Source organism: Verrucosispora sp. SN26_14.1 (assembly GCF_004307965.1).
Taxonomy (GTDB): domain Bacteria; phylum Actinomycetota; class Actinomycetes; order Mycobacteriales; family Micromonosporaceae; genus Micromonospora.
In genome coordinates this window covers 1-20,561 of the sequence record NZ_SISL01000059.1, presented here as the reverse complement: position 1 = coordinate 20,561, position 20,561 = coordinate 1, and the positions used below count along the sequence as shown (strand labels likewise).

20 protein-coding genes, 2 tRNA genes, 1 rRNA gene and 1 pseudogene are annotated in these 20,561 nt (G+C 69.0%); 17 read left to right on the top strand and 7 right to left on the bottom strand.

Annotated features, from left to right (window positions below; genetic code table 11):
- Nucleotides 1-356: pseudogene (locus EYA84_RS08730) on the top strand (hypothetical protein); the annotation flags it as partial.
- 210 nt (nt 357-566) lie between these two features.
- On the opposite strand, the gene EYA84_RS08725 reads toward EYA84_RS08730, so the two are convergent.
- A complete protein-coding gene (locus EYA84_RS08725; protein ID WP_131052527.1) occupies nt 567-1,796 on the bottom strand; it encodes a S8 family peptidase in 1,230 nt (409 codons plus the stop codon).
- Between the two features lie 124 nt (nt 1,797-1,920).
- Nucleotides 1,921-2,202 carry a hypothetical protein gene (locus EYA84_RS08720; RefSeq protein WP_131052526.1) on the bottom strand — a complete coding sequence of 94 codons (282 nt, stop codon included), beginning with the start codon at nt 2,200-2,202 and terminating at the stop codon, nt 1,921-1,923.
- 48 nt (nt 2,203-2,250) lie between these two features.
- Here EYA84_RS08720 and EYA84_RS08715 point away from each other — a divergent pair, with 48 nt between their 5' ends.
- Nucleotides 2,251-3,039 carry an aminoglycoside N(3)-acetyltransferase gene (locus tag EYA84_RS08715; protein ID WP_131052525.1) on the top strand — a complete coding sequence of 263 codons (789 nt, stop codon included), beginning with the start codon at nt 2,251-2,253 and terminating at the stop codon, nt 3,037-3,039.
- 17 nt (nt 3,040-3,056) lie between these two features.
- Here EYA84_RS08715 and EYA84_RS08710 read toward each other — a convergent pair whose 3' ends face one another.
- The 3 genes from EYA84_RS08710 to EYA84_RS08700 all read right to left on the bottom strand — a co-directional run bounded on the left by EYA84_RS08710 (nt 3,057) and on the right by EYA84_RS08700 (nt 5,875).
- Nucleotides 3,057-3,506: a hypothetical protein gene (locus EYA84_RS08710; protein WP_131052524.1), complete on the bottom strand. Its 450-nt coding sequence runs from the start codon at nt 3,504-3,506 to the stop codon at nt 3,057-3,059.
- A gap of 613 nt (nt 3,507-4,119) precedes the next feature.
- Nucleotides 4,120-4,467, bottom strand: a complete 348-nt coding sequence (locus tag EYA84_RS33420; protein WP_236145666.1) for a hypothetical protein — start codon at nt 4,465-4,467, stop codon at nt 4,120-4,122.
- Between the two features lie 949 nt (nt 4,468-5,416).
- The gene (locus EYA84_RS08700; RefSeq protein WP_131052523.1) at nt 5,417-5,875 is read right to left on the bottom strand and encodes a hypothetical protein; all 459 of its coding nucleotides are present in this window, start codon (nt 5,873-5,875) and stop codon (nt 5,417-5,419) included.
- 580 nt (nt 5,876-6,455) lie between these two features.
- Here EYA84_RS08700 and EYA84_RS08695 point away from each other — a divergent pair.
- The 8 genes from EYA84_RS08695 (at nt 6,456) to EYA84_RS08660 (ending at nt 13,733) form a co-directional block, all read left to right on the top strand.
- Entirely contained in the window at nt 6,456-7,181 is a 726-nt protein-coding gene (locus tag EYA84_RS08695) for a GntR family transcriptional regulator (RefSeq protein WP_131052522.1), read from the top strand.
- Between the two features lie 364 nt (nt 7,182-7,545).
- Nucleotides 7,546-7,974 (top strand): hypothetical protein, encoded by a 429-nt coding sequence (locus EYA84_RS08690; protein ID WP_201272335.1) that lies wholly within the window; start codon nt 7,546-7,548, stop codon nt 7,972-7,974.
- Nucleotides 7,975-8,071: 97 nt separating this feature from the next.
- Nucleotides 8,072-8,371 carry a hypothetical protein gene (locus EYA84_RS08685; protein ID WP_131052520.1) on the top strand — a complete coding sequence of 100 codons (300 nt, stop codon included), beginning with the start codon at nt 8,072-8,074 and terminating at the stop codon, nt 8,369-8,371.
- A 38-nt stretch (nt 8,372-8,409) separates the two neighbouring features.
- Nucleotides 8,410-9,792 (top strand): FtsK/SpoIIIE domain-containing protein, encoded by a 1,383-nt coding sequence (locus EYA84_RS08680; protein ID WP_236145665.1) that lies wholly within the window; start codon nt 8,410-8,412, stop codon nt 9,790-9,792.
- Nucleotides 9,789-10,436: a DUF2637 domain-containing protein gene (locus EYA84_RS08675; RefSeq protein ID WP_131052518.1), complete on the top strand. Its 648-nt coding sequence runs from the start codon at nt 9,789-9,791 to the stop codon at nt 10,434-10,436. The genes EYA84_RS08680 and EYA84_RS08675 overlap by 4 nt, the downstream gene beginning before the upstream one ends.
- A complete protein-coding gene (locus tag EYA84_RS08670; RefSeq protein ID WP_236145664.1) occupies nt 10,433-12,235 on the top strand; it encodes a replication initiator in 1,803 nt (600 codons plus the stop codon). Before EYA84_RS08675 ends, EYA84_RS08670 begins: the two co-directional genes overlap by 4 nt.
- 20 nt (nt 12,236-12,255) lie before the next feature.
- Nucleotides 12,256-12,474, top strand: a complete 219-nt coding sequence (locus EYA84_RS08665; RefSeq protein ID WP_131052517.1) for a helix-turn-helix domain-containing protein — start codon at nt 12,256-12,258, stop codon at nt 12,472-12,474.
- Nucleotides 12,474-13,733, top strand: a complete 1,260-nt coding sequence (locus EYA84_RS08660; RefSeq protein WP_131052516.1) for a site-specific integrase — start codon at nt 12,474-12,476, stop codon at nt 13,731-13,733. Before EYA84_RS08665 ends, EYA84_RS08660 begins: the two co-directional genes overlap by 1 nt.
- Nucleotides 13,734-13,786: 53 nt before the next feature.
- Here EYA84_RS08660 and EYA84_RS08655 read toward each other — a convergent pair.
- A tRNA-Gly gene (locus EYA84_RS08655) sits at nt 13,787-13,860 on the bottom strand.
- 219 nt (nt 13,861-14,079) lie between these two features.
- Between EYA84_RS08655 and EYA84_RS08650 the strand changes: the two genes are divergently transcribed.
- The 6 genes from EYA84_RS08650 to EYA84_RS08625 all read left to right on the top strand — a co-directional run bounded on the left by EYA84_RS08650 (nt 14,080) and on the right by EYA84_RS08625 (nt 19,512).
- Nucleotides 14,080-14,153, top strand: a tRNA-Pro gene (locus EYA84_RS08650).
- A 161-nt stretch (nt 14,154-14,314) separates the two neighbouring features.
- Entirely contained in the window at nt 14,315-15,661 is a 1,347-nt protein-coding gene (tig, locus tag EYA84_RS08645; protein WP_131052515.1) for a trigger factor, read from the top strand.
- A gap of 172 nt (nt 15,662-15,833) precedes the next feature.
- On the top strand, nt 15,834-16,475 hold the full coding sequence (locus EYA84_RS08640; protein WP_131052514.1) for a ClpP family protease: 642 nt from the start codon (nt 15,834-15,836) through the stop codon (nt 16,473-16,475).
- Between the two features lie 14 nt (nt 16,476-16,489).
- Entirely contained in the window at nt 16,490-17,152 is a 663-nt protein-coding gene (locus EYA84_RS08635; protein ID WP_131052513.1) for an ATP-dependent Clp protease proteolytic subunit, read from the top strand.
- A gap of 205 nt (nt 17,153-17,357) precedes the next feature.
- A complete protein-coding gene (gene clpX / locus EYA84_RS08630; RefSeq protein WP_131052512.1) occupies nt 17,358-18,653 on the top strand; it encodes an ATP-dependent Clp protease ATP-binding subunit ClpX in 1,296 nt (431 codons plus the stop codon).
- Between the two features lie 61 nt (nt 18,654-18,714).
- Nucleotides 18,715-19,512: a carbon-nitrogen hydrolase family protein gene (locus tag EYA84_RS08625; protein ID WP_131052511.1), complete on the top strand. Its 798-nt coding sequence runs from the start codon at nt 18,715-18,717 to the stop codon at nt 19,510-19,512.
- Nucleotides 19,513-19,518: 6 nt separating this feature from the next.
- Here EYA84_RS08625 and EYA84_RS08620 read toward each other — a convergent pair whose 3' ends face one another.
- On the bottom strand, nt 19,519-19,746 hold the full coding sequence (locus EYA84_RS08620; protein WP_131052510.1) for a hypothetical protein: 228 nt from the start codon (nt 19,744-19,746) through the stop codon (nt 19,519-19,521).
- A gap of 722 nt (nt 19,747-20,468) precedes the next feature.
- On the opposite strand from EYA84_RS08620, the gene EYA84_RS08615 reads away from it, so the two are divergent.
- Nucleotides 20,469-20,561: ribosomal RNA gene (locus EYA84_RS08615) — 16S ribosomal RNA — on the top strand; the annotation flags it as partial.

Genomic DNA, 20,561 nt, shown 5'->3' with positions numbered 1-20,561 from the left:
AGCCCGCGCCGCGCCGGCCGCTGAGCTGGCACGTGGCCCAGCTCAAGCGGGGCGGGGAGTGGAGTGCGGCCGGCGCGCTGGTCGCATTCGTGTGCTGGGGGATCTGGGCGATCTCGGGCGGTGGTGACCTGGTCGGCCCGTTCCTGATCTTCATCCTGAGCCTGCTGGTCGGGGCCGGTCTGTTCGCGCTCACCCGGCTGATCGGTCGGCTGGTGCTGGAACGGCAGCTCGGTCGGGTACGCCGCAGCGCCCGGGGCGCGCACCTGGTCACGGCGATCTTCCTGACCGGTCTGGGCATCGCCTACCTGCAACAGACCCAGTGGATCGTGGACGCCTGGAACTGGCTGTTCAGCTGAGCCCGACGCCGCGACGGGACACCGCGCGGACACCGGGCGGGCCGACCGTACGGCCGACCCGCCCGGAAGCGGTCGCGCAGCCCGCGACCGAGGTCGTCACTCCACCAGGACGGCGGCCTGCTTACCCGGCGTGACGCGGTTCATCCCCCGGTGCCCGGCACCCGTCCGTGCTGTCCGCCCGCTGGGCCTGCGCGACCGGTCACCGGCCCGTCACGGGCCGCAGTAGAGCAGCCGGTTGGGGGTGCCGCTGCTCACTCCGCCGACCACGCCGACCGTGGCGCGCCCGGTCAGGTAGGCGGCGACCTGGGCCGGGCTCCAGCCGGGGTTGGCCTGCAGGGCGAGGGCGGCGCATCCGGCGACGTGCGCGGTCGCCGGTGACCCGCCGCTGAGGGTGGCGGTGGCAGTGTCCGAGGTGTGCCAGGTCGAGGTGATGTTCGCGCCCGGCGCGTACAGGTCGAGGCAGGAGCCGTAGTTGCCCGACGGCATCCGGGCGTCGGTGATCGTGGTGCCGGCGGCGGTCAGTGCGGCCGGTACCCGGCCGGGCGAGTAGGCGCAGGCGTTGCCGTTGGCGCTGCCGGCGGTCACCGCGTAGGTGATGCCCGAGGCGATCGAGGCGGTCACCGCCGCGTCCAGCGCGCTGCTCGCGGCACCGCCCAGCGCCAGCACCGCCACCGCCGGTCGGACGGCGTTCGCGGTCACCCAGTCCACGCCGCCGATGACCTGGGCGATGCTGCCACTGCCCGCACAGTTGAGCACCCGCACCGGGTGCAGTCGCACCCGCTTGGCCACCCCGTGCAGGGTGCCGCCGACCGTGCCGGCCAGGTGGGTGCCGTGCCCGTTGCAGTCGTCCGCCGGCAGGCCGTCCACCAGGTCTACGCCGGTGCCGACCCGTCCGCCGAAGTCCCGGTGGGTGCCGCGCACCCCGGTGTCGATCACGTACGCGCGCACGTCCGGCGCGGTGTTCGGGTACGCGTACCGGCCGTCCAGGGGAAGGTTCCGCTGGTCGATCCGGTCCAGTCCCCAGGACGGCGGATTGAGCTGCACCCCCGGGTCGGCCAGCGCCACGATCCGGTTCTGCTCGACGAAGGCGACCGCCGGGTCGGCGGCGAGTCGACGGGCGGCCGGCTCGCTCAGGCGTACCTCGAATCCGCGCAGCGCGGCGGTGAAGATCCGGTCGACGCGTCCGGCGTACCGGTCGGCCAGCCGGTCGGCGACGGCTGCCGGTGTGACGCCGGTACGCGCCGTGGACTCGTCGTGGAGCACGACGAGATAGCTGCCGGGGACGGCGGTGGCCGAATCGGCGTACCTGATCTCGCCGGTGGCCGGAGCCGCGGCGGCTGGCGTGCCGGTCAGCGGGACCAGGACGGCGGCGGTGAGCAGGACGGCGAGGGACGCGCGGGTGACGGCCGGACGTCGCCGGAACGGACGGGGGAGTGGCATGGTTCCTCCTCCTGGCTGCGCCCCCGGCCGGGTTCTCCGGTGGAGGCGTCGACGGTAGCCAGGATGGTACCGAGATATCCACGAGAGTGGATTGATCCGGGAGGTTCGGCGCACACTCGATCCGTCACTCCGCCAGGTAGCCGGTCGCCGGATCGATCTCGGCGAGGAACTCCCGGATCGCCTGCACCAACTCGTCCCGGGTCAACGCGAGTCCGCCCGAGTTGGTCAGTCCGAAGCCGTAGTCGTTGCGCCCGTTGAGCCAGTCGAAGTCGTACGACCCCGGCCGACCGGCCTGCGTGCTCACCCGGAACTGCTCACCGTCGACGGTCAACAGCACCGACTCCCGGTCGTCGTCCTCCGGCCGCAGGTGCTCCGGCACCAGGCCCGGTTCCGGCTCGTCCGACATGCCCGCTCCTCCCCGCCGGAGCTGCTGCTCCGGCATAAACTGTGTCCAATGGACCAGGCGAGACCGCACACCGTCCAGTCGATTAGCGCCGACCTGCGTGCGCTCGGCGTCGACGCGGGTGACGTCCTGATTCTGCACTCGTCCAACCGCAGCCTCGGGTTCGTGGCCGGAGGCATCGAGGCGCTGGTGCGCGCCCTGCTGGCCACGCTCGGTCCGGACGGCACGCTCGTCGTCCCCACGCACACACCCCACAACACCGACCCGGCCGGCTGGCAGCATCCGCCCGTACCGGAATCGTGGTGGCCGGTGATCCGCGAGCAGACCCCCGGCTTCGACCCCGCCCGTACCCCGAGCCGGTGGATGGGCGCCGTCCCCGAGGTGGTGCGTACCTGGCCGGGCGCCCTGCGCAGCGACCACCCGCAACTCTCCTTCGCAGCCCTCGGCGCGGACGCCGCCGACATCGTCGCCGGCCACCGCCTCGACGACGCGCTCGGCGAGACCTCACCGCTCGGCGCGGTGTACCGGCGCGACGGCAAAGTCCTTCTGCTCGGCTGCGGCCACGACTCCAACACCTCGCTGCACCTGGCCGAGTGGCGGCACCCGTCGTCCCCACGCGCCGCCACCGGCTCCTCGGTCCGCCAACCCGACGGCATGAGCCGCTGGACGACCTGGGTGGACGTCGTCACCGACGAGAGCGACTTCATCCGACTGGGCGCCGACTTCGAGGCCACCGGCGCGGCGACGATCGGCCGCGTCGGCAACGCCACGGCCCGGCTGATGTCCCAACGTTCGCTTGTCGACTTCGCCACCACCTGGATGGCCGCCCACCGTGGTTGACCGGCTGGGGGAGACCGTCACGGAAGATCGCCGTAGAAGTCCTCGTCATCGTCGTCCGGCGGCAGCGGCGTCTGCCACCACAGGTCGACGAGGAACGTCTGGGCGTCGCCGTAACCGCTCCGATGGACCCGGACGCCGTACACCCCGGCATCCTGCGGAAGAGCGACCTCCGCCGCCGCTCCGGCAGTGATCTGCTCGACGAGCAGCTCACCGGTCGGGCAGTGCAGATCAAGCTGTCGACACTCGTCCCACGAGCCACGATCGGGCTCGGGCTCGCCGCCCCAGACCCGTAGCTCAAGGCCCACACTCCGTGGATCCGCCGGCGCCCGCACGACGATCTGGTACGTCGACGCACCGGCTACGTGACCCTCCGAATCCCGGTACGACTCCCTGTCGTCACCGGCATCGCACCACGCGTCCCGGAGAAGAAAATGCCCGTAGAGGATGCTGACCACGATGTGACGCACGGCGAGAGGCTGCATACGGTCAAAGGCTGGCACCACCGTCCGACACTCCTGTGTGAACGCTCTTCCCCAAGAGTCACTGCACAGTGGCCGGCGGAGCTCGTCGAGACCAAACCTCGCCCGCTTGGAGGTAGGCCGTCCTGGGTCGCTACGCCGAGCCCATCGACTTCACTACGATGGCCCTGCCCTTGGCCGGCACGTCCCCCACGCTGTTGAATCGGCCCGTGCGCTCAATGCTTCAGCTGCCCATCTGGGTCTACTACAGCGGCGTCCTCCTGTTCACCGGCCTACCAGTGGTCGCGTTTCTGTTACTGGGCAGTCATAGCCTCGTGATGCTCACCCTCGCTGGAAATCTCTACGCTGCCGGCTTGGGCCGTAAACTACTGTGGGAGCGCCTTGGGCGTCCGGAAATCCCGCCCAGGGCGGGCCACAACGCCAACCGGTAGCATCCGCAGCGATCAGCCGGGGAGCCACTGAAGATCGTCTACCGCTGTTTCGGTCATCGCTTGCCGGCCGGAGGCCGCCAGCAGGCCGAGCGCGACGGGCGCGCCTCCGCCCGAACCCATCATTCCCCGGTCCTGGTCATGCCTGGCAGCCGCCGCGAGATCGAAGACACCTACGCCGTGTCCTGACTGGGCCGCTGTTCGTACAGCATGGACCTTGCTTCATTCGTGACCTGCGCAAGCTGGCCGGCGGTGAGGCGCCTGGCGTCCCAGATCAGTGAGGCCACGTCTTCTACGGCTGGGTTGACCATTGTCGTTCCGCCGGCTTCGAGGCCGGTCAGAGCGGCCAGGTCGTCGGCGGGTACGGCCAGCAGGGCGGCGAAAGCGGCGACCAGGTCGGCGGTCAACTCCTTCTCGCCTCGGCCGATCCGCCCGATTGTGGAGGCGGCGAAGTAGTGGGGCGTGACCTGGGCAAGACACTTGGCCGCTCCCATCCAGCCGAGGTTCCGGTTGTGGAGCATCCGCAGGATCATGGCGCCGGGACCTGGTGGATACCGCTCATAAGGCGGCGGGGGTGGGGACGGCTGAAGGCGGTCCATCTGGGGCAATGAACGGAGGCTCTCACGTAGCCCGGTTCGCTGTTGCGCCGGAAGCCGTACCGCCGCTGAGACCAGAGACACGACCCCACTACGGGCCTCTGCATCCAGGGGCGTCAAATCATCCGGCACTGGCAGGCCCGCGATCACGAACAGGTCTGCGGTGTGCAGGTCGAGCGCGGGCGCCAGGCGCCGGAGCAGTACGGGGCTCGGTGCGTCGCCGTCGATGACGGCACGAAGCTCCACGTCCGATATGCCAGCCTGTTGGGGCGGGGCGCAAGGAGTCAGGTTCCGGTGATTCAACAGGCGGGTCAGCGGTGACGTCTGGCTTGACCTGCTGCTCATTCGGCCATGCTAGGACGCCTCCCAGGTCCGGAGTCGGCTGCTGTCGGACTAGGACTCTCCGTATCGCGCGAGAGGCTCACATTCGACCTTGCTCCTCACGAGCGGGACCGGATCGCCATAAAGAACGGCCCAGGCTGGGCGAGAACGCCGCTGACCTGGGCCGGTGGTGCTGGAGCGGGCGACGAGAATCGAACTCGCACCGTCAGTTTGGAAGATCGTTTCCGGCTGTCATGATCTGCCCGGATCGCCTGGTCGGCAGGGGTGTGGTGTTGCCCGATCATGACCGCCGCTGACCCCTTGGGACACGGGTTACTGGCACGTGGCTGGCACGGCCGGGTAGTTGCGCGTGGTTGTCCGGCGGCGTGTGTGGCTTACCGCCCCCGGCCTGTCGGGCCGGGGGCGGCTTGCCGTGCCGCCGGCTCTCCGCGTGCCTGGACCCCGGTACCCGGTGGCAAGCCGCGAAGCGGCGCGGCAGCGATCGCCCCGCCCTCGGCGGTGCTCGGGGACCCCGCGATCGTCACGGCCCTACTCAGCCGACAGACGTCGGACGTGGCCAATCCACAACAGGGCAATCCGTGGCCCCGGACTCCCGGCAGCCTTGGCCGTCGCGCTGCACCTGCCACTCTTCGTAGGCTCGATAGACCCTGCGCAGGCTGTCGTGTTCCTCCCGAAGTGCAAGGAACTCGTCCAGCAGGGAGAACAGTGCGTCGAAGGCTCTGCGATCAGTATCGGGGTCCAGTTCGCGTGGGTTCTTGGGACCGACTGGCTCGGTGAGCCTGAGGACGAGGTGCGTCCAGAAGACGTTCGACCCGCATCCCACCCGTGTGACGAGCCATTCTTGGAAGCCTGTCAGGATCGCTTCGTTGGCGACGTGGCACCCGAGCACGAACGCGGCGGCTGAGCTGAAGTCAGGCCGAAGCAGATACATCAGGGGCCGCTTGTGCACGGATGCGAACAACTCGCGGTGGCGCCGGATCGTCGACTGCATCCTGACAGTCTCCACCGCCGTCTTCAGGTTCCACGTCCCGGAGCAGGCACCGTCGGGCCTACTGGCATCGACTCCTCGACCTGTCTTCGGGGCGATGGCCCGCCGTGCCGGCCGATGCCGGCCGAAGGCCGCCAGCAGGCCGAGTGCGGCGGGCGGGCCGCGCTTGCGTGGCCCCTTGATTCTATTGAGAGTGATTCGGCAGTGAGGGCGCCGGGGCAGATGTCCTCCGTCGGGTGATGGGCGACACGCGTTCGCCAGATGATCTGCGACAGTGGTCGGATTCGGCACTCTGGGCCGGACGTCTCTACGGGGCGTCAAACCAGATGATCAACCAGGTCGAACGGCGGGCTGCCCCTTCAACAAAACCTTAATCGAGTCTGGCTCCGTAACTTGCGGTGCCGGCCGACCGGCGCAGAGAGAGCCCTGGCTCAACGGGTGGTGACGTCGGCGTCCTGGTCGGGGTGGCTGGCCGCTGCGGTCGAGGGTGTGACACCGAACGGCTGAGCTGACTTGTTCTGTTATGCAAACAACTCATAAGCTGCTGTAATTCATGCAGCGTTCATAGGTGGGGTGGCCCGCGATGGCGTACGAGATTCCGACGCCGAAGTACCTGCGCGTGTTGAACACGCTGCGGAAGCGCATCGAGGACGGCGACTACGCGCCCGGTGCGGCACTGCCGTCGGAGAACCAACTCTGTACCGAGTTCGGGGTGTCTCGCCCGACGGTGCTCAAGGCGTTGGGCATCCTCAAGCAGGACGGCTGGATCGAGTCGCAGCAAGGCAAGGGCAGCTTCGTGCGCGGCCGGCCCGCCGCCGGCCGCACCTCACCGGAGTACGCCCGCGACGCCGTCGAGCTGGACGAGACGGGCGACACGGAAATCCTGCACGTCGGCCCGGTGCTCGCCACGCCCCGCATCGCGGCCGAGTTGAAGATCCCCGAAGGTACGCCGGTCTACGAACGCCGCCGCCGCACCGTCACCGAGGTCGGGCCGGTCGACCTCATCGCGACCTTCGTCCCGGTGGACATCGCGGTCGGCACCGACATCACCAAACCGGCACCCATCCCGGGCGGCCTGCTCGACCTCATCGCGCGCCAGAAGGGCCTACGGGCCGACTACGCCACCGAACGCATGACCGCCCGTCGGGTCAGCCTGGACGAGGCCGACGCCCTGGACGTGCCAGCCGACGAGTCGGTGATGAGCGTCGTCATCACCCTGCACCAAGCCTCCGGCGACCCCATCATGACCTCGGTCCTGGTCATGCCCGGCAGCCGTCACGAGATCGAAGACACCTACGCCGTGTCCTGAGTGCTGTCTATCCTCCGCTGGCTCAGCGACACACCCAGCCAGCGGCGCGTGTGATGTGGCCGTTGCCTCGGTCGACGCATAGTTCGCTGGTCTCATAGTCGATCCAGTAGGACTGTCCGCCCTCGATCAGCACTGGTCGGTGCAGGTGGAACCATCGGCCCGCAGTGCTCACGAGGGTGAGCCGGTCGGCTGTCACGCGCTCTCGCATCCAAGCCCCCTCGCTGCCGCCTTCGGTCCGATCGCCACATTGTGCAACCGACTCGCATTGGACCTTGCTTGTGCTTACAAGCTGACGTAACTTGTTAGCTCAACCGGTTGTCAGGGTGATAGCTGGTGAGGCTAGGAGGCTGCTCCCGTGGTTCCGATGACGTTGAAGGTGCCGGTCCCGTCCGAGTACGTCTTCCCCGCCGGGGCGCTGTGCCTCGGCGTGTCGCCGCAGATCGACTTTGAGCGGCGGGGTGAGGCGGATAACCAGGCGCGGGACAAGGAGTCCGGGGAGCGGGTGTGGGTGGTGCGGGTGATGGACCTGGACCCGGAGGCCGGGAAGTTCGGCCGCTCCACTGAGGTCAAGGTCAAGGTGGTCGCCGCGCAGCAGCCGGTGCCACCACCGTCCACCGTGCCGGGCTACCCGCCTGCGGTGGAGTTCGAGGGCCTGACCCTGACCCCGTACGTGGATTCGCAGCGGTGCAAGCCGGGCCGCGCCTCGGGTGACTGCCGTTCCCGGATGGCGTATTCGCTGCGGGCGTCGGCGTTGCGGCCGGCGTCGTCGTCGCCGGGTTCGGCGGCTGCCTGATCGCTTCGGTTTTGGCGCGCGGGGCGGGTCGTTTCCCCGCCAAGAGTCCCGGCCCGTCCCGCGCTCTCCCATCCCTCGTCAGATGAAGGAGGGCGTGATGCCCACCGTAGTTCACCCTGCCCTGATCGCGGCCGTGCCGCTGCTGGTCGGGGCCTTACTCGTCGTGGTCCGTACTCGCGTGGCCGACCTGCGGCACGCGCTGTGGGAGGTGGAGGCGGCGGTCCGGTCGGTGCTGCGGCTGCCGCCGGCTTTCGGCGTGGTCTACGCCATCCGTTGTCCGCGTTGTTCGCGGTGGGTGAAGCCGCGCCGGTTCGACCTGCGGCGCATGTCCTGCCGACCCTGCATCACCACGTTGGGCCGGGGCGGCCGTGGTCAGGGCGGTGGCGTGTGCCTCTGATCAACGTCATTCCGGGGGACAAGATCCCGGTTGCGCCGATGAATGTGCGTCTTCCTGCGTGGCGGGTGCCGGGCTGGCTGCTGGTGTTCTGGTGGCTGGCCCGGGGCCTGTTCCGTCTGACCGTCCTGGCTGTTCGTTACTGGTGGCTCACCACTCCGGCTGCGCTCGCGCTGTGGGTGCGGGCGGAGTTCGGTGGTCTGGTTCTGGCGGGCGTCGTCACCACCGTGGCGGCCGGCTGCTTGGGATGGTGGCGGTGGCAACCCGCGTCTTGGCTGCGGTTCGGCTGGTACCCGCTGGTTGCGCGGGTGCGGGCGTTGGTGGTGTATCGGCCTCGGTGGGCGTCGGTGATGGCTACCTGCGGCCTGGCGACGGTGTTCGGCGGTGACCGCTACGTGCCCCGGCTACTGCGGGTGCGCTGTGACCGTTGGGGCGATGAGCTGACGGTGCGAATGCTGCCGGGCCAGATTCCCGACGACTGGGGTCAGGCGGCGGAGCGTCTCGCGTATGCGTTCCGGCAGCACACGGGGCAAGCCCGTTCCACCGGCCGTCCTGACCGGGTGGTGGTCCGCTTCATGCGCCGCGACCCGCTTGCCGGTGTCGTGGCGCCGCTGCCGGTGGCGGACACGCCCGACCTGGGCGGGCTACCGCTCGGTGTGCGGGAGGACGGGCAGCCGTATCGGCTGCGGTTGGCGGGCTCGCATGTGCTGATCGCGGGGGCGACCGGGGCGGGCAAGGGCTCGGTGTTGTGGTCGCTCATCCGCTCCCTGGCCGGCGGCATCCGGTCGGGCCTGGTGGAGGTGTGGGCGTTCGACCCGAAGGGCGGCATGGAACTGGCGGCGGGGGTGCCGCTGTTCGCCCGGTTCGCCTACGACGACCCCGACGGCATGGCCGGCGTCCTCGACGAAGCCGTCAAGCGCATGCGGCTACGCGCCTCCCGGCTGCGCGGGGTCACCCGCCAGCACGTGCCGACGGTCGAGGAACCGCTGCTGGTCCTGGTCATCGATGAGCTGGCGGCGTTGACCGCGTACATCACGGATCGGAAGGTCCGGGACCGGATCAAGGAATCCCTCGGACTCCTCCTCTCCCAGGGCCGCGCGGTCGGCGTGCACGTCATCGCCGCGTTGCAGGACCCACGTAAGGACGTGCTGCCGTTCCGGGACCTGTTCCCGACCCGCATCGGTCTCCGGCTGACCGAGCCGGAACAGGTGGACATGGTCCTCGGCGACGCCGCCCGCGACCGAGGCGCCCTCTGCGACCGCATCCCCGAAACACAGCCGGGGGTGGGGTTCGTCGTCCTCGACGGTGTCCGTGAACCCGTCCGGGTCCGCTTCGGCTACCTCACCGACGACGACATCCGCTCCCTCGGCCGCACCTACCGCCACCTCGACCACCCCACCCCCGAGAAGGAGGCGACGGCGTGAAGACCACCGCGCAACGGATAGAGGGCCTGGTCCTGGTCCTCATCGTCCTCGTCGTCGGCGGGCTCGCCGGAGCAGCCTCCTTCACCCACGTCCATGACTGGACCATGGCGAACTCCCCGCCCGGTACGGGGGACTGGTTCGGCTGGGCCAACGCCGCCATCTCCGAACTGCTGCCCCTGGCGGCGCTGCTGACCATCCGGCAACGCCGCCGCACCGGCGGGCCGATCGGCTATCCGATGTTCCTGCTCGTCTGCGCCGTCTCACTGTCCCTGGCCGCGCAACTCGCCGTGGCCAAGCCTGGTCTGTCCGGCTGGCTCCTGTCCGCCGTGCCCGCGCTGGCGTTCCTCGGCCTGTCCAAACTCGTCTTCTCCACCGCACCCGTACCGGCACCGGTCGCCGAGCCGGATGACGAACGACGCGCTGACGAGCCGACCGGAAGCAACGCGCTGCCGGTGCCAGTGCCAATGCCCTCCAACGACGACCAGGCGGCGACCGTCGTCCGGGATGTCGATGGCGAGCAGCCTCGCCCGGCGATCCTGCGGCCGGTGCCATCGATCGAGCGGCGTCCCGGGCTGGTGCCCGTCCCGGCGGCAGCGTTCACCCCGCGCAACGGCACCCCCGCCGGTCCGGTGGGTGACCGGTGAGCCAACTCGAACTCATCCCCAACGCGACCCCGGCCACCGACGCTGCAAGCGTGGAGCGGCCTCGGCCGGGGTCACGGGCCGACCGACTGCGCAAGCCTCTCGCGAAGGACGCGCTCAAGCAGCTCGCCGAACAGAACGGCGTCTGCATCCGCCCCCTCGCCCTCCGCCGGACCGACGTCGCCACGGGCGTGACCGAGGTGGTGGAGGTGCCCTGCGGGGCCACCCTCGCCGTCAAGTGCACGCCGTGCGCAGAGCGCGGTAGGCGGCTACGAATCCAGCAGATCCGGGAAGGCTGGCACCTCGCCGACGAACCCGCCATACGCCCCGACGAGCCCGGGGAAGACGTCCTCGCGCTGGTGCGGGTCCGGGCGCACCTGGAGTTCGAACGGGAAGCGGTGCAGTACCAGCCGATGACCCCGGACGAACGGGTCGCACACTTGGCCGAGATAGACGCCGCCATCGCCGAACTGGACGAAGCGCTCGCAGAGACGAGCCTGCGCGGGCACCTCACCCCGAAGGACCGCGACGAGCGGCCACGACGCAAGCGGTCGACCAGGCGGCGGCAGGACTCACCCGACCTACCCCGCCTGCCCGTCGACCCGCGCACCGTCGGGCGGGCCTACTCCGGGAAGACCGGCAAGACGCACCGCCCGTCGATGCTCGTGACGTTGACGCTCGGCTCCCACGGGGCGGTGCACTCACACCTGCGGCGCGGCCCCTACGTCGCCCCGTGCGAGTGCGGACAACGACACGGGCCGTATGACGAGGTGCTCGGGACTCCGGTCGACCCGACCACGTATGACTACCGGCGGGCTGCGCTGGATGCGATCCACTTCGCGCGGGTGCTGGACCGGTGGTGGCAGAACGTCCGGCGGGCCGCCGGCTGGAACGTCCAATACGCGGGCGCCGTCGAGCTGCAACGCCGACTCGCCCCACACGCGCACTTCGCGATCCGTGGCACCCTGCCCCGTCGGCTGCTAAAGCAGATCGCCGCAGCGACGTATCACCAGGTGTGGTGGCCACCCTTCAACGAGCCGATCTATCGGGTGGACAAGCCGCCGGTGTGGGACGTTGACCAACAGGCATACGTCGACCCGAAGACGCGCGAGCCGCTGCCCACGTGGGGTGAAGCGCTCGACGCCTTGGAGGAACCCGACAGCCGGCCCGCCTACGTCGCCCGCCTCGGCCGCATCGACGCACGCGGCATCGAGCAGGGCACTATGGACGCGGAGCGGTCCATCCGGTACGTGACCAAATACGTCACGAAGGACCTGACCGACCAGGCCAAGCCTCGGTCCGACGCGCAGAAGGCACACTTCGACCGGCTCCACGCGGAACTGTCAGTGCTGCCGTGCTCGCCGACCTGTGCCAACTGGCTGCTGTACGGAGTCCAGCCCGACGGCGTCAAGGCGGGCTTGACCCCCGGGCGGTGCACCGGGAAGGTCCACCAACGCTCCACCCTCGGCTTCACCGGCCGCCGCGTCCTCGTCTCCCGACAGTGGTCCGGCAAAACCCTCGCCGACCACCGCGCCGACAACCGCTCATGGGTGCGGGCGATCCTCGCGGGCGGCATGGCCGACACCGAAGAACACGACCAGGCGGCCGACGAGACAGACGGGCCGAACCGCTACCGGTTCGAACTCGCCCGCCCCGAAGACCCCGACGTGCCACCACTGGAACACCGCCTCCTGCGCGCCATCTCCGCCCGCATCCGATGGCGGGCGGACCTCGACATCGCCCGGCAGCGAACAGCCGTCGCTGTTTCGGCAACCGATCGACCTGCCGCGCTCGCGGCCTGAACCAGGGGAGGGACAACCGCATGGATGACGAGCTGTTGACCGCCGATGAGGTCGCCGCTCGCTTGAAGGCAACGCCGCGATTCGTACGCCGGCTGGTGGCTGAGCGGCGGATCGCGTTCGTGAAGGTCGGGCGGCTGGTGCGTTTCGAGGCGTCCGCCGTGGCCGCGTACATCGAGACACACCGGGTGGTGCCGATGACCCGGGCGCAGTTGCGTGAATACCTGGGGGAGGTGGCCTGATGGCGGGCAGCAAAGGCCGGCGGCGTTTCGGCAACGTGCGGCGGTTGCCGTCCGGGCGGTTCCAGGCGCGGTACGTCGGGCCGGACGGGTTGGAGCGGAAGGCGCCGCACACCTTCGAGACGGAGCGGCAGGCGGGCAAGTGGTTGACCGTCGTGGAGTCGGAGATCATCAAGGGGGAGTGGTCGGCCCCGGAGGCGGGTGAGATCAAGCTTGAGCCGTACGGCCGGAAGTGGATCGCCGAACGGAAGCTCCAGCCGCGCAGCCGCGAGAACTACGAAGACCTGTTCCGGCTGCACATCCGTCCGCACCTCGGCGGGCTCGCCCTGGGCGCGATCAAGCCGCAGACCATCCGCACCTGGCGGCGCACGTTGCTCGACGGCGGCACGAGCGAACCGCAGGCGGTCAAGGCGTACTCGCTGCTGCGGGCGATCCTCAACACCGCCGTCAAAGAGGACGAGCTGATCCGGCAGAACCCGTGCCGCATCCCGGGCTATGACCGCTATCACACGCCGGAGCGGCCGGTGGCGACCGTGGTCCAGGTGCTCGCACTCGCCGAACGGATGCCGGCCCGGTTCACCGCGTTGGTGATCATCGCCGCGTACTCCGGTCTGCGCTGGGGTGAGCTGGCGGCGCTGCGGCGCGGGGACGTGGACCTGACGGCGGGCACGGTGCGGGTGCCGCGCAAGCTGGCGGCGTTGCGTAACCGGATGGAGTTCGGGCCGCCGAAGTCGGAGGCGGGCAATCGGGTGGTGACGCTGCCGGCGGCGGCACGGCTCGTGTTGGCCGATCACCTGGATGAGTTCGTGGGGGAGGGGCCGGAGGCGCTGGTCTTCACCGGTGACAAGGGGGCGGTGCTGCGTTCCGGCAACTTCCGGCGGGCAGTCGGATGGTCGGCGGCGCTGCGGGCGGCTGGCATGCCAGAGGGGTTCCACTTTCACGACCTGCGGCATACCGGCAACAACTTGGCGGCGGCGACCGGGGCCAGCACGCGGGACCTGATGCACCGGATGGGTCACGCCAGCATGCGCGCGGCGCTGATCTACCAGCACGCCAACAGCGAGCGGGACCGGGAGATCGCCGACGCCATGGACCGCCGCATCACCAAGCAGACCAAGCGCGCGGCGGGCAAGCCCAAGCCCAAGGACAAGCAGAAGCCGGCCAAGGGCAAGAAGGCCACGCGGAAGGCACGCGAAGCGACCTCGGGCGGCACGGACGGTGCTACTGGCACGCCAATGGCACGCAAGATCGAAGAGAGCTAGAACGACAGCGGCCCAGGTTGGGCGAGAACGCCGCTGACCTGGGCCGGTGGTGCTGGAGCGGGCGACGAGAATCGAACTCGCACCGTCAGTTTGGAAGACTGAAGCTCTGCCATTGAGCTACGCCCGCGTACGCCCCGACGGATCAGGGCGCGCCGACAGCGTACCCAATGCGCGTCTGCCCCGCGCGGCCGTATCCGGTGCGGCGTCCGCGCGGTCGTCGGCGCGGCGGTACGGATGGCCGGGGATGGTGGGTAACGGCCGCGATGTCCTGTTCATCCCGTTCGGCGCGTTGGGTGACGCCCCGGCATCCCTTTGTCGGACCGACGGCATAGACTGCACGTCGCCACGGGGTGTGGCGCAGCTTGGTAGCGCACTCGCTTTGGGAGCGAGGGGCCGTGGGTTCAAATCCCGCCACCCCGACTGCCGCTCGCGGCCGGGTCGACCCGGGCGCCGGTCACCGTTCCGGGTCCTGCCGTTCGTGCGGTTCCCGGGCGCTGCCGGCCCGCCGTGCCGGCTCGCCTACACTCTATGGGCTGTAAGAGCGCCCCAGAGACAACCGAGATCCGTCAAGGAGTACGCCTGTGAAGAGCACCGTCGAGACTCTGAGCCCGACGCGCGTGCGGCTCGCCATCGAGGTGCCGTTCGTCGAGCTCGAGCCGAGCCTCAAGAAGGCGTACCGGGAGATCGGTCAGCAGATCCAGATTCCCGGCTTCCGCCGGGGCAAGGTCCCGTCCGCGATCATCGACCAGCGGGTCGGCCGGGGCACCGTGCTCAACGAGGCGGTGCAGGAGGCGATCCCGCAGAACATCCTGAGCGCGGTGCGCGAGCACGACCTCAAGACCCTGGGTCGCCCCGAGGTCGAGATCACCGAGTTCAACGACGGTGACTCGCTGAACTTCACCGCCGAGGTCGACGTCCGGCCGGAGATCACCCTGCCCGACCTGGCCAGCATCGAGGTCACGGTCGACGAGCTCAAGATCGACGACAGCGAGATCGACGAGCAGGTGAAGAGCCTGCGCGAGCGCTTCGCCACCCTCAAGACCGTGGAGCGGCCGGCCGCCGAGGGCGACTACGTGCAGATCGACCTGCGGGCGACCGTCGACGGCGAGGAGGTGCCGGGCGGCTCGGCCAGCAACATCTCCCACGAGGTGGGCAGCAAGCAGCTCCTGCCGGGCCTGGACGAGGCCGTGGTCGGCCTCTCCGCCGGCGAGGACACCACCTTCACCACCCAGCTCGTCGGCGGCGACTTCGCCGGTCGGGACGCTGACGTGGCGGTGACCGTGCGGACGGTCAAGGAGAAGGAGCTGCCCGAGCTGGACGACGACTTCGCCCAGCTGGCCAGCGAGTTCGACACCATCGGGGAGCTGCGCGACGACCTGCGTGAGCGGGTCACCCGGGGCAAGCGGGTCGAGCAGATCTACGCCGCCCGGGACAAGGCCCTCGAGCAGCTCGTCGAGGTCGCCGACGTGCCGGCGCCGGAGGGCGTCATCCGCGACGAGGTGGAGAGCCGCAAGCAGGCGATGGTCGACCAGCTCGAGCGCATCGGCGCCTCGATGGAGGACTACCTCTCCGCCGAGGAGAAGACCGAGGAGCAGATCGACACCGAGCTGACCGAGGCCGCCACCCAGGGCGTCAAGGTCCAGCTGCTGCTCGACACGCTGGCCGACGCCGAGGACACGCAGGTCTCCGACGACGAGTTCGGCCACGAGATCGTGCACCGCGCCCAGCGCGCCGGCATGGCCCCCCAGCAGTACTACGACCAGCTGGTCCGCTCCGGCACGGCCGGCGCGGTCTACGGCGACGTGCGGCGGGGCAAGGCGCTCGCCTCGGTCATGGAGCGCGTCAAGATCAAGGACTCGGCCGGCAACGAGGTGAGCCTCGACGCTCTCCGTGAGGCGAGCGAGCAGGAGCACGCGCACGAGCACTGATCGCGGGGGTGGGCCACCGTCCGCCGGTAGCGGTGGGTGGTGGCCCGATTCCTTTGCCGGGTACGCCTCTCAGGGGTCCTGCGCTGAGAGCGAACAGTGCCCGGACCGGGGCTCTGCCGCCCGGCGCAGCGGTTAGTGTCGGACACGACGGTACGGAGAGCGAAGGGCTGCCATGACCGACATGCACATCCCAGCGAAGCCGCTCCGGGCGATTGACGCCCGTGGCGGTGACACCATTGGCAACCTCGACGACTCGGTCTACAACCGGTTGCTCAAGGAGCGGATCGTCTTCCTGGGCAGCGAGGTGACCGACCAGGTCGCCAACCGCATCTGCGCGCAGCTGCTGCTGCTCGCTGCGGAGGACCCGGACCGCGACATCAACCTCTGGATCAACTCGCCCGGTGGCTCCGTCTACTCGGGTATGGCCATCTACGACACCATGCAGTTCATCGACAACGACGTGTCGACCGTGGCGATGGGCATGGCGGCCTCGATGGGCCAGCTGCTGCTCTGCGCGGGCACCAAGGGCAAGCGCTACGCCCTCCCGCACGCCCGGATCATGATGCACCAGCCCTCCGGTGGCATGGGCGGTACCGCGGCCGACATCGCGATCCAGGCCGAGCAGATGCTCTACACCAAGCGGATGTTCCAGGAACGGGTCGCCTCCCACACCGGCCAGTCCCCGGCGCAGATCGAGGCGGACTCGGACCGTGACCGTTGGTTCACCGCCCAGGAGGCCGTGGACTACGGCTTCATCGACAAGGTGATCACCGGGGCCGCCCAGGTTCCCGAGGGCGCCGGGACCCTGAGCTGATCGAGGAGCAGACGATGACCGACCTGAGCCTGCCGCCACAGTTCGCGGCCGTGCACAACCGCTACGTCCTGCCGTCGTTCGTGGAGCGCACGTCGTACGGGGTCAAGGAGTCCAACCCGTACAACAAGCTCTTCGAGGACCGGATCATCTTCCTCGGCGTCCAGGTGGACGACGCGTCGGCCAACGACGTGATGGCCCAGCTGCTCACCCTGGAGGGGACCGACCCCGACCGGGACATCATCATGTACATCAACTCGCCCGGTGGCTCGTTCACCGCCATGACGGCGATCTACGACACCATGCAGTACGTCCGGCCGGACATCCAGACCGTGTGCCTGGGTCAGGCCGCGTCCGCCGCCGCCGTGCTGCTGGCCGCGGGCACGCCGGGCAAGCGGATGGCGCTGCCGAACTCGCGGATCATCATCCACCAGCCGGCCACCGAGGGCGGCTACGGGCAGGGCTCGGACATCGAGATCCAGGCCCGGGAGATCCTGCGGATGCGGACCCAGCTGGAGGACATGCTCTCCCGGCACTGCAACCGCGCGGTCGACCTGGTCCGCAAGGACATCGACCGCGACAAGATCATGACGGCCGAGGAGTCCCGCGAGTACGGGCTGGTCGACACGATCCTCACCAGCCGCAAGAAGGGACTGCTGGCCGCCAACTCGGCCAGCTGACCGTTACCAGGCCAGAGGCCGGCGGGGTCTGTTGCCCGCCGGCCTCTGACACACCCGTTTTGGGGGTCGGAGAAAACTCCGACAGCGGGTAACGTCGGGTCCGTACCACTTAGCCGGGCGACCGGCGGGGTAAGAAGACGGGCGGAGCGTAAGCGTCCGCAGGTCGTGGCCGGGGCTCCGGCCGATGAGTGCAGGGAGAACGTAGGTGGCACGGATCGGTGACGGTGGCGACCTACTCAAGTGCTCCTTCTGCGGTAAATCGCAGAAGCAGGTCAAGAAGCTCATCGCGGGCCCTGGGGTCTACATCTGCGACGAGTGCATCGATCTCTGTAACGAGATCATCGAAGAGGAGCTGGCCGAGTCCGGCGAGGTGAAGTGGGAAGAGCTTCCCAAGCCGATGGAGATCTGCCAGTTCCTCGACAACTACGTCGTGGGGCAGGAGCAGGCCAAGAAGGCGCTCGCCGTCGCGGTCTACAACCACTACAAGCGCATCCAGGCCGAGGCGGCCGGTGCGCCGGGCTCCGGTAACGACGGCGTCGAGCTGGCCAAGTCGAACATCCTGCTGCTCGGTCCGACCGGGTGCGGCAAGACGCACCTGGCCCAGACGCTGGCGCGGATGCTCAACGTCCCGTTCGCCATCGCCGACGCCACCGCCCTCACCGAGGCCGGCTACGTCGGCGAGGACGTGGAGAACATCCTCCTCAAGCTGATCCAGGCCGCCGACTACGACATCAAGCGTGCCGAGACCGGGATCATCTACATCGACGAGGTCGACAAGATCGCCCGGAAGTCGGAGAACCCGTCGATCACCCGGGACGTCTCCGGCGAGGGCGTGCAGCAGGCGCTGCTGAAGATGCTCGAAGGCACGGTCGCCAACGTTCCCCCGCAGGGCGGCCGGAAGCACCCGCACCAGGAGTTCATCCAGATCGACACCACCAACGTGCTGTTCATCTGCGGTGGTGCCTTCGCCGGGCTGGACCAGATCATCGAGGCGCGTACGGGTCACGGCGGCACCGGCTTCGGTGCCCGTCTCCGGGCCGTCTCCGAGCGGTCCACCGACGACATCTTCAGCCAGGTCATGCCCGAGGACATGCTCAAGTTCGGGCTGATCCCCGAGTTCATCGGCCGGCTTCCGGTGATCACCAGCGTGCGCAGCCTGGACCGCAGCGCGCTGGTCCGCATCCTCACCGAGCCCCGCAACGCGCTGGTCCGTCAGTACCAACGCCTCTTCGAGCTGGACGGCGTCGAGCTGGAGTTCGAGCACCCGGCGCTGGAGGCGATCGCCGACCAGGCGATGTTGCGTGGCACCGGTGCCCGTGGTCTGCGGGCGATCATGGAAGAGGTCCTGCTCTCCGTGATGTACGAGGTGCCCAGCAACCCCGACGCCGCCCGGGTGCTCATCGGACGCGACGCGGTGCTGGAGAACGTGAACCCGACCATCGTCCCGCGCGAGTTCACCGGCCGTCGGGCGCGGCGCGAGCGCGAGGAGAAGTCGGCCTGATCGGGCCGGTGCCAGGTGCTCGCGCTGCCGTCCACGGCAGTTCGGTCGTACGCTGGCAGGCATGCGCGTCGCTGTCTGCCAGCTGAACTCCCGGGACGACCGTAAGGCGAACCTGGTCGCCGCCGAGGCCCTGATCGATCGGGCGGCCGACGCCGGCGCCGACCTGGTGCTCCTCCCCGAGTACGTCGACTACCTCGGCCCGTCGAAGGGGATGCCTGCGGCGGAGCCGGTCGACGGCGAGGTCGGCCGGTTCTTCGCCGACGTCGCCCGTCGACGGGGTGTCTGGCTGATCGCCGGCTCGTTCCACGAGTCCGGCCCGGACCCCGAACACACCTGGAACACCACGCTGGTCTTCGACCGGTCCGGCACCCTTGCCGCCAGCTATCGCAAGATCCACCTGTACGACGTGGAGATCCCCGGCCGAGTCTCGTACCGGGAGTCCGCCACGGTGGCACCCGGTGACCGTCCCGTGGTGGTCGACGTCGAGGGCGTACGCGTCGGCCTGTCGATCTGTTACGACCTCAGGTTCCCGGAGCTTTACCGGCAGCTCGCCTCCGGCGGAGGCGCCCACCTGCTGGTGGTGCCGGCGGCGTTCATGATGCACACCGGCCGCGACCACTGGGAGGTCTTGTTGCGTGCTCGCGCGATCGAGAACCAGTGCTTCGTCGCGGCGGCCGGCCAGACCGGCGACCACGAACCCGCCCGCACCTGTTACGGCCGGAGCATGGTGGTCGACCCCTGGGGTTCGGTGCTCTCCCAGGTGCCCGACGGTCCCGGATTCGCGGTGGCCGACATCGACCTGACCCGGCTGGAACGTATCCGGGAAGAGCTGCCGAGCCTGGCCAACCGGCGGATGTGAACGGCGCTACCCCTGTAGCAGGACGCCCACCAGTGCGAAGCCGGCGATGGCGGCGGCGGTCACCAGTAATGCCGTACTCATCCGCGACGGGCCGCGCTTGATCAGACGTCCGATCGAGGCCACCACCGCGAAGAGCACGAACGCACCGATGATCAGTTGCCAGAACGGCAGGAGAAGCCCGAGTAGCGCGTCCTCGGCGAGGACCGGACTGGCGGGCCGGGACACGTCATCCATGCCAGACACTCTGGCACGTCCTGGTCTGTCCCGGTCGTCGCCGACAGGACAGGTTCCACCGCAGGGTGGTCGAGTGCCGACGGGGGGAGACCCGGGGAGACTGGCATTCGCCTTCGCAGCCCCCGGCCCGGCCCGACTGGCCCCACGGACAAGACCATCGACGGATCCTGATTTGCCTTCTCCGGGACGTCCGCGTAACTTTCTCTCTGCACGAGGGAGGCCGGGGCAAACCGGCCGAGAACGGGCGCCAGGATCGAGTCGACACCGTCGACCTGAGACTGAGACCGGGTGGTGCGAGAGACTCCCTAAGACGGAGTTGCGATCGCGAAGCCAACCGGGTAGAGTGCTGAAGCCGGCAGGGAGCCGGGTGGGTCGCCAGAGATGGTGATCGCCGGTCTGCCGCTTCCCGCGACAGAAACGACCGCCCGATGGGCGTGCGTCAGCGCGGGTCCCGAGCAAGCTACAGAGTAAAAGTCTGATTCTTCAGGTTGCACTCCGAGAGCGGCTCAGATAGTTTGGAGCGGTTGCCCCAGACGCGGTCAGGCAGAAATGCAGGATCGTGGTGTGGTGTGTGGTTGTTCTTTGAGAACTCAACAGGGTGCTTGATAAGCCAGTGCCAAATTGTTTTATGATACCCCGTGCTGGCCAAGCTTTTGCTTGGTTGGTGGGGATTCCTTTGGCAACAACATTTTGTTGCTGGGGTTTGCTTTTCCAATAGGTTTTTGTTGGAGAGTTTGATCCTGGCTCAGGACGAACGCTGGCGGCGTGCTTAACACATGCAAGTCGAGCGGAAAGGCCCTTCGGGGTACTCGAGC

What these genes read in the sequence shown, in the direction of transcription:
- EYA84_RS08725 (WP_131052527.1), bottom strand. Translation starts at nt 1,796, where the DNA reads ATGCCACTCCCCCGTCCGTTCCGGCGACGTCCGGCCGTCACCCGCGCG.
- EYA84_RS08720 (WP_131052526.1), bottom strand. Translation starts at nt 2,202, where the DNA reads ATGTCGGACGAGCCGGAACCGGGCCTGGTGCCGGAGCACCTGCGGCCG.
- EYA84_RS08715 (WP_131052525.1), top strand. Translation starts at nt 2,251, where the DNA reads ATGGACCAGGCGAGACCGCACACCGTCCAGTCGATTAGCGCCGACCTG.
- EYA84_RS33420 (WP_236145666.1), bottom strand. Translation starts at nt 4,467, where the DNA reads ATGCTCCACAACCGGAACCTCGGCTGGATGGGAGCGGCCAAGTGTCTT.
- EYA84_RS08700 (WP_131052523.1), bottom strand. Translation starts at nt 5,875, where the DNA reads ATGCAGTCGACGATCCGGCGCCACCGCGAGTTGTTCGCATCCGTGCAC.
- EYA84_RS08695 (WP_131052522.1), top strand. Translation starts at nt 6,456, where the DNA reads ATGGCGTACGAGATTCCGACGCCGAAGTACCTGCGCGTGTTGAACACG.
- EYA84_RS08690 (WP_201272335.1), top strand. Translation starts at nt 7,546, where the DNA reads ATGACGTTGAAGGTGCCGGTCCCGTCCGAGTACGTCTTCCCCGCCGGG.
- EYA84_RS08685 (WP_131052520.1), top strand. Translation starts at nt 8,072, where the DNA reads ATGCCCACCGTAGTTCACCCTGCCCTGATCGCGGCCGTGCCGCTGCTG.
- EYA84_RS08680 (WP_236145665.1), top strand. Translation starts at nt 8,410, where the DNA reads ATGAATGTGCGTCTTCCTGCGTGGCGGGTGCCGGGCTGGCTGCTGGTG.
- EYA84_RS08665 (WP_131052517.1), top strand. Translation starts at nt 12,256, where the DNA reads ATGGATGACGAGCTGTTGACCGCCGATGAGGTCGCCGCTCGCTTGAAG.
- EYA84_RS08660 (WP_131052516.1), top strand. Translation starts at nt 12,474, where the DNA reads ATGGCGGGCAGCAAAGGCCGGCGGCGTTTCGGCAACGTGCGGCGGTTG.
- EYA84_RS08640 (WP_131052514.1), top strand. Translation starts at nt 15,834, where the DNA reads ATGACCGACATGCACATCCCAGCGAAGCCGCTCCGGGCGATTGACGCC.
- EYA84_RS08635 (WP_131052513.1), top strand. Translation starts at nt 16,490, where the DNA reads ATGACCGACCTGAGCCTGCCGCCACAGTTCGCGGCCGTGCACAACCGC.
- EYA84_RS08625 (WP_131052511.1), top strand. Translation starts at nt 18,715, where the DNA reads ATGCGCGTCGCTGTCTGCCAGCTGAACTCCCGGGACGACCGTAAGGCG.
- EYA84_RS08620 (WP_131052510.1), bottom strand. Translation starts at nt 19,746, where the DNA reads ATGGATGACGTGTCCCGGCCCGCCAGTCCGGTCCTCGCCGAGGACGCG.